This window comes from Thalassolituus sp. UBA2590, assembly GCF_002339775.1.
Classification (GTDB): domain Bacteria; phylum Pseudomonadota; class Gammaproteobacteria; order Pseudomonadales; family Oceanobacteraceae; genus Thalassolituus.
On the sequence record NZ_DDKU01000006.1, the window covers coordinates 7,813 to 14,508 of the forward strand.

6 protein-coding genes are annotated in these 6,696 nt (G+C 52.7%); 2 read left to right on the plus strand and 4 right to left on the minus strand.

Annotation, left to right across the window (positions count from 1 at the left end; genetic code table 11):
• The 4 genes from B2067_RS00595 to B2067_RS00610 all read right to left on the minus strand — a co-directional run.
• The coding region (locus B2067_RS00595) for a TRAP transporter small permease subunit (protein ID WP_301387165.1) at positions 1-236 on the minus strand (236 nt) is incomplete at its 3' end.
• A complete protein-coding gene (gene dctP / locus B2067_RS00600; protein WP_068443316.1) occupies positions 236-1,228 on the minus strand; it encodes a TRAP transporter substrate-binding protein DctP in 993 nt (330 codons plus the stop codon). The genes dctP and B2067_RS00595, both read right to left, overlap by 1 nt.
• Positions 1,229-1,235: 7 nt before the next feature.
• Positions 1,236-2,069, minus strand: a complete 834-nt coding sequence (locus B2067_RS00605; protein WP_273089798.1) for a TRAP transporter TatT component family protein — start codon at positions 2,067-2,069, stop codon at positions 1,236-1,238.
• Positions 2,070-2,136: 67 nt separating this feature from the next.
• Positions 2,137-5,829 (minus strand): DUF1631 family protein, encoded by a 3,693-nt coding sequence (locus B2067_RS00610; RefSeq protein WP_301387167.1) that lies wholly within the window; start codon positions 5,827-5,829, stop codon positions 2,137-2,139.
• Between the two features lie 253 nt (positions 5,830-6,082).
• Between B2067_RS00610 and cydP the strand changes: the two genes are divergently transcribed.
• Both cydP and B2067_RS00620 read left to right on the plus strand, forming a co-directional pair.
• Positions 6,083-6,286, plus strand: coding sequence for a cytochrome oxidase putative small subunit CydP (gene cydP / locus B2067_RS00615; RefSeq protein ID WP_301387168.1), 204 nt, complete (start codon positions 6,083-6,085; stop codon positions 6,284-6,286).
• A partial coding sequence (locus tag B2067_RS00620; protein WP_301387169.1) for a cytochrome ubiquinol oxidase subunit I occupies positions 6,283-6,696 on the plus strand: 414 nt, incomplete at its 3' end. The genes cydP and B2067_RS00620, both read left to right, overlap by 4 nt.

Sequence of the window (6,696 nt, forward strand, 5' to 3'; positions counted from 1 at the left end):
CCCAGCTTAGATATCAGGTCGATGCTGATATGTTCACGCGAGCGGGTGGCGAGTAACGCACCAAGCAGGCCAATCCAGAGCACCATGACGCGCAACAGGGGCGGAATCCATGAGACACCACCGCCAAAAATTGAGCGGGCCAGAATGTCGTAGCCCGCGAGAATAATCATCGCGAGCAGAAGCAAGACCAGCACGCTGTCTTCAAGACGGTGCAGCCACTGAACCAGTCGTTTCATTAAGGCTCCTGACGCATCTCTTCAAGACGTTGCTGTAAACGCTTAAAGACTTCAACAGGATAAATCTCTTTGCTTGCCAGTTCGTCGACAACGCCAGTCGCCAGTTCTTCCCAGGCTTGCTTGTCTTCTTCTGACAGTTCAACAAACTCGATACCATTCTGAGCGAGTGCATCGCGGGCGCCGGCTTCGTCTTTTTCGTTCTGAGCATCCATGGAGGCAAAGGCTTCGGCCATAATGCGTTTAACGACTGCTTGATCTTCGGTGCTGATTTTACGGAATGCTTTCTGATCAACGATGATGGTGCCGGTCAGGAACAGCAGCGGGAAGTCGGTGACATAGTTCACTTTGGTGTGCCACTGCAGTGCAATCGCAGAAGATGCGTTCACTACGATGGTGTCGATCAGGCCCGTTTGCAGGCTGGTATAAACATCGGAGAGAGGCAAAGAAATCGGTTCAACACCGCCATTCTCAAACGTTGTTTCGCCAATCAGATCGCCTTCAGGTACCCAGACCTTCTGTTTGCGGGCATCGTCAGACGTACGGATAGGTTCATCAGACATCATGTAAGCAAAGCCCGCTTCAGAAATCCCGAGAACAACGTAGCCTTTTTTCGCCAGCTCGCTGACAATGTAGGGATCAAACTCTTCACGGATAGCCCGAACTTCTTCCAGTGTGCGGAAGGTAAACGGCAGGTTATAAATCTGAGAGGCCGGTGAAATATTAATCAGTGAGCCGGTCGCAACGGCGCCGCCCTGAAGCTGCCCAATGCGCATTTTACGCAGAACACTTTTATCGCTGCCCTGAACACCACCCGGGAAGTATTTAATTTTAACCCGGCCTTCAGTTTCAGTTTTAATGTCAGCAGCGGCTTGACGCATCACTTTCATCCAACTGGTACCGTCGGGTGCCAGCGTCGCGATCTTTAGTGTTGCGGCGTGCGCTGCAGGTGCCAATAGGCTGCCCAGCAGCAGGAGGAATGCAAAAATTCTCATAGTCATCTCACTCAAAGTAGTCAGCGGATTCTGCTAGTAAACGGTCAGCCTGACGCTGGGCCAGACGGTTAATCAGGGTCAGCCCTTCGGCATAAGGGTCTGCATCAATAACCTGCTGAAGCAGGTCATCATGAAGTTCCTGTTCAAACATAAGGCGGGCATATTGTTTGGCGTACAGTACTTTTGCCATCAGGTGCTTGCCGTCGCTCAGGGCGATGGCTTTCTCGAAATGCGCTTTACCGATCTCCGGCTTACCGCCAACGGATGGAGGTAATTGAGTCGTCAGTACGCCCAGGTATACCTGAACCGTGGCGTTGTCATAGCCCTCATCGTAGCTTTCAACCCACTCCATCAGATTCTTTACTTTGCTGACCTGGGCAATCGCGTTCCAGTCACTGGTATTTGCCTGTATCCAGCCTGCCCAGGCGGCGCCGTAGGCATAGAAGATATCGACATCGTCTTCGTCGTAATTCATCGCCAGGCCTCTTTTCAGTTCGTCTGCTGGGCCATCAACGAGATCACAGGCATCGCTGTCGTACTCACACAATGCGCGCCTGGCGTATTCCAGCGCCTTGTCTGCCATCGATTGTGCCTGAACTTCGTCCTGAGCGAAGACGCCAGCGTAAGCACCGTAGAGTTGCGCGCCGGCCAGCAGGAATCGTTCGTTTTCAGGGTAAGTAAGGATCAGCGCATCCAGCATCAGCAGGTACGCTGGGGCGCCGTCTGCAACGACTTCCGGGTCGTCCTGATTAAGCATCGCACGAGACAGATTGTCAGGCAGCTGGGTCACAGAGCATGCACCCAGCAGAAGAGAAAGTGCGAGAACGGTAATTGATTTCATGGTGCCGTCGCCAAAAAAGTGTGTGGCGATTGTACACTGGCCAGTGGGTGGTTTCACCCGCTGGCGTTCAGACTTCGGCCATGTAGCGAAGCGGCGTTGCCTGTTGCACTGAACGCAAACCGAAATCGATTCCAATGCCGCGCAGAATTTCCCAGACGACGTCATTCTCACTGTGCTCGGCGATGGTCTTTTTCGCCATAAACTGGGCGATTTCCTGAATCGATTTGATCAAGGCATAGTCGGCGGAGCTTGAGTGCAGGCCGTCGATGAAGTTTCGGTCAATTTTCACAAAATCGACCGGAAGTGCTTTCAGAAAATTATATGACGACTGTCCTGTGCCGAAGTCAGAGAGTACGAACTTACAACCGAGTTTCCGGACCTCATGCATAAAGTCAGCAGCATCGGTCAGGTCGTGAATGGTGGCGGTTTCATTCAGCTCGAAACACAGTTTCTCAACAGGCACATCATATTCGCGAGACTGCTCGGTCAGGAACTCGAGTAGATTGTCATCGCTGAAGGCTCGTCCGGATAAGCGGATGATGAAGCGTTCAATCGTGTTGGCTGTCTCTGCATTATCGCTTATCCAGGCAAGCACCTGATCAATGACCCAGCGATCAATGTCGTACATCCGGTTGTAATTCTGAGCAGCTTGCAGAAATTCCTGCGGCGGTATGTCGAGCCCGTCATCTCCATCGACGGCAATCGTCACTTCATATTGAACGATGCCTTTAAACCGCGCCTGAATAGGGTCAACAGGTACGCAGAGTATATGCAGCGTATCGGCTTCCAGCGCTTTGCTCAGACGGTTTCCCCAGCTCATAAAGAGCTCGTGGCGCTCTCGTGATGCATCGTCGTACTGGTAACGGACAATCCTGCTGGAGCCTTTTTCTTTTGCCAGCTGGCTTGCGATTTCTGCGCGTTCGAGTAAGTCGGCAGCGTCGGCGATGTCAGCGGATAAGGTCGCGAGTCCGATACTCACTGTCATATGGAGTGCGTCATCGGTACCATCAATTTTCACCTTCTCGACCTGAGCAGATACCAGGCGAGCGCTTGCCTCTGCCTGTTCGAGATCATGCTTTTCCAGTAACACTGCAAACTCGTTACTGCCAACGCGTGAGCAGAGCGCTTCCGAATAGGCTTCCTGTAGAATCGTCGCCAATGTCTGCAAGCAGGTATCGCCCAGTTCTACGCCATAGTTCTTATTGATCAGCTTGAACTGATCAATGTTAATCATTGCCAGCGTATGCCCAGACGCACTTTTCTGTGCATCGGCAACGGAGTTGGCCAGCAAGCTGAGGAAGTGCTGTCGGTTAATCAGACCTGTCAGTGGGTCGGTGTTCGCCTGTGCAGAGAGGTCGGAATAAATCTGCTGCACCAGTTTATCGATACTCTGATCGACCGGCGTTTCTTCCTGCTCATAAATCCGCTTGATTGAGCCGTCTTCCATGGCGCGGGCAAGCTCGTTAAACCGATAGTCGTGTACGCGCATCCCGGTATGATTTACGCAGGCATAGCGGGTCTGATCTGCGGCGATCCAGGCAACAGAGACAGACTGACCCGACGCAGTGAGCAGGAGGAGATCACCTACCTGTAAGGTCAGCACGCGACGGGCCCCTTTGCCGGTCACGGTTTCTTCTTCTTCCGGTTCATTGTATTCCGGCAGGTCGATGCCCTGTTCGAGATCGCCTTCTTCCAGGTGCAGTCGCGCGGCTTCCATGATTTCTTTGTACCACTGCTCATGCTGAGGAAGCGGACCGTTAAGCTGGTCGAGTTCAGAGCGCGCGAGATTGAGCAGGGGCGTAAATTTCTCCATCAGGTCTGAGCGGCCAGCATTTTTCTGACCGAACAGAATGATGACCTGACGATAGAGTTTTACGGCACCTTTAAAACGCGCACTGTCGGGGCCTTCTCTGAGCAGCAACAGGCATAGCATTTGTTGCCAGCCTTCCTGCAACCAACGGATTACGCATTCAGGCAGAGTTCGCCCTGAAGTGTCGTGGCCAATTAATGCATTGACGCGTTTGTGCGCCATATAGAGCCGATATTCACCTTCTGCAGCTTCAGCAACCCGGTCGGTGTTCTGGCGTACCTTGCGCTCGGCCGTGCCTACCAACACCTGAAGATTCTCGACCAGCTCTTCCATTTGTTTTGGTTCGCCACCGGGGTTTTCGAGAATCGGTGCGATCATCTCTTCCAGAGCGGCCTTAACGCGCTTCTGTCCAGAGCTGGTTATTTTCCCGAGTCGCCCAAGGAGGTTAAAAATCAACCGGCCGGGGTGCTGCGGGTTAAACAGCAGCGATGGGTCTTCCAACATCAGGCGCAGCAACGGCCAGCCAAGTTGTTCGACGCTTGGCTTAACGAACTCCGCCATACTTGGGTTATTGAGCAGGTTGCGTGTTACCTGTTCAACGGTATCGATGGCATGACGCGTATCTTCCGGGAGACTTTTGTCCTGTTCGGCGAGTTGCTGTTCCAGTTGCTCAAGAATGTTCTGGTCACTCAGCGGGGTACTGGTATCGAGTGAGTCCACAACTTCGGAAACAGCTTCCGGTTTGGCGGCGGGAAGGCTGTTCGTCTGACCGTTAGCTTCCGCTTCTTTTTTCAGTCTCAGTGTCAGCAACTGCTGGATATTGGCGTAGGCCTGCTGCGCTTCACCCTGGTGGCGCTCGAAGTCGAACATAGAGTCGCCCCGGCGACCGGGATCAGAGCGACGGTTGTGCTGAACATCACCTTCCTGCGCAGCGGCTGTTGCCGATGCTGCATTATTCTCTGCCGCGCTCGCTACCGACTCCTCAATAACGACCGTTTTTGCTTTGCGGTAGCGGAAGGTAATAGGGATATTAATCTGACGGATACAGGCCTGATAGGTAGCCTTTAACAGACCAACAGTGGCTTTCTCAAAACTTTCAAACGCGAGTTCGCGTGCTTCGTGAGGTAATTCCAGTACATCGATGCAGTCGCGGAAGCCTTCTGTAACGGTGTTCGGACCAATCGGATTAAAGCAGTCTGATACATTCGCGGATGACAAAGTATCCAGAAGTTGTCTGAGTTCAAAGCTCTCCTGACTCAGAAATGACTGCAAGTGTGAGGCCGTTACTTTCGCCATCAGCCAGTCTTCGAAATCACTCTGCCGCACCAGTGACAAGGCGACCGCGCCCTCGTACTCGTCGCTTTCGTCAGTCAGCTTTGGTTCGCCTGCCAGCCAGCGCTGCAATTGATGCTCAAGAATCTGGCTGAAACGCTCATAAAACTCTTCGGCCTTCGAGCGGATCTTTGACTCCAGTTTCATCCACAACTGTTGCTCCGCCGTGTTGCGGGCGAAGTCTGCTTTGCCGTACGTCGCCTCAATGAACTCAGGCAGCCATTGGCGCGGTAAGCGTTCAATGAGGATGTTGGCTTCGTGACCAAAAATATCGCGATAGCGGTTTCGCTGTTCGCTGGGCAACCCCTCGCCTGCGCGGGTCTGATTGTATTCCTGCATATCAAGGAACAACTGGCCACCCGCCTGGTGAACGCGCACACCCAGAGCGCCGGGCTCTTGATGAACCAGATCGACTTCGGCTTTGACGGGGGTGCTCAGTTGCAACTCCAGCAGCATGGGTTCATGCTGCTCGGGTATAGGCTGGTGGGGCCAGTGGATACGCATGCCAGCGTGAGAGTAGTCCTGTATCAGGCACTCATAGCCACTGCCGTCGTTCAGAACCAGCCGTGCATTTACCTGGCTTGAAAAACGCGGATGCTTCCTTGATTCACTGGTCATACTGTTCCTGATCCTTTAAACCCAGCTGTGCGTATATCGAACAGTCTAGCGAGATATGGCCTGAAAGGTAATAGGTTGATTCTCTGCTGGCCCGCGACCTGGATCAATATCCATTCAGGCCTCTATGGCAAAATGCCTGGCAGAAGCGTATATTCCGTGCAAGCTATATTCCGCATGCGGCATTATGTCGCAGGCGGTCCAATGGTTCAGATGAAATAATGCTGGCTCTTAATGCCCGGCTAACGGAGGCTGTGTGAAGCAACGTCGCCCGATATTCTCCATTCCGCTGGTCAGGGAGCTGACAGCTGTCCTGATTATTAAGCTGGCGTTGGTATTTCTTATTGCTCATTTCTTTTTTTCTGACCCTGTCATTGTCGGTGACGAAGGACAAGGCCTGCAGGAGCACTTTGGCCTGGATAAACCATCGGTATCTGACACTCAAGGAGATCCATCATGATCAGTGAAAGCGTGGTCGACCTATCGCGGTTACAGTTTGCGATTACGGCCTTTTACCATTTCCTCTTCGTCCCACTCACTCTCGGGCTGTCTTTTATCCTGGCCATTATGGAGTCTGCTTACGTTATGACGGGTAAGCAGGTTTACCAGGATATGGTGAAGTTCTGGGGTAAGTTGTTCGGTATTAACTTCGCTCTGGGCGTGACCACCGGCCTTACCATGGAGTTTCAGTTCGGTACCAACTGGGCTTACTACTCACATTACGTGGGTGACATTTTCGGAGCGCCGCTGGCCATTGAAGGCTTGATGGCATTCTTTCTTGAGTCGACATTTATTGGTCTGTTCTTTTTTGGCTGGGATCGTCTGACGAAAGTGCAGCATCTGATAGTGACCTGGCTCGTTGCGATCGGT

Coding starts and splice junctions, on each gene's coding strand:
- dctP (WP_068443316.1), bottom strand. CDS start 1,228: ATGAGAATTTTTGCATTCCTCCTGCTGCTGGGCAGCCTATTGGCACCT.
- B2067_RS00610 (WP_301387167.1), bottom strand. CDS start 5,829: ATGACCAGTGAATCAAGGAAGCATCCGCGTTTTTCAAGCCAGGTAAAT.
- B2067_RS00605 (WP_273089798.1), bottom strand. CDS start 2,069: ATGAAATCAATTACCGTTCTCGCACTTTCTCTTCTGCTGGGTGCATGC.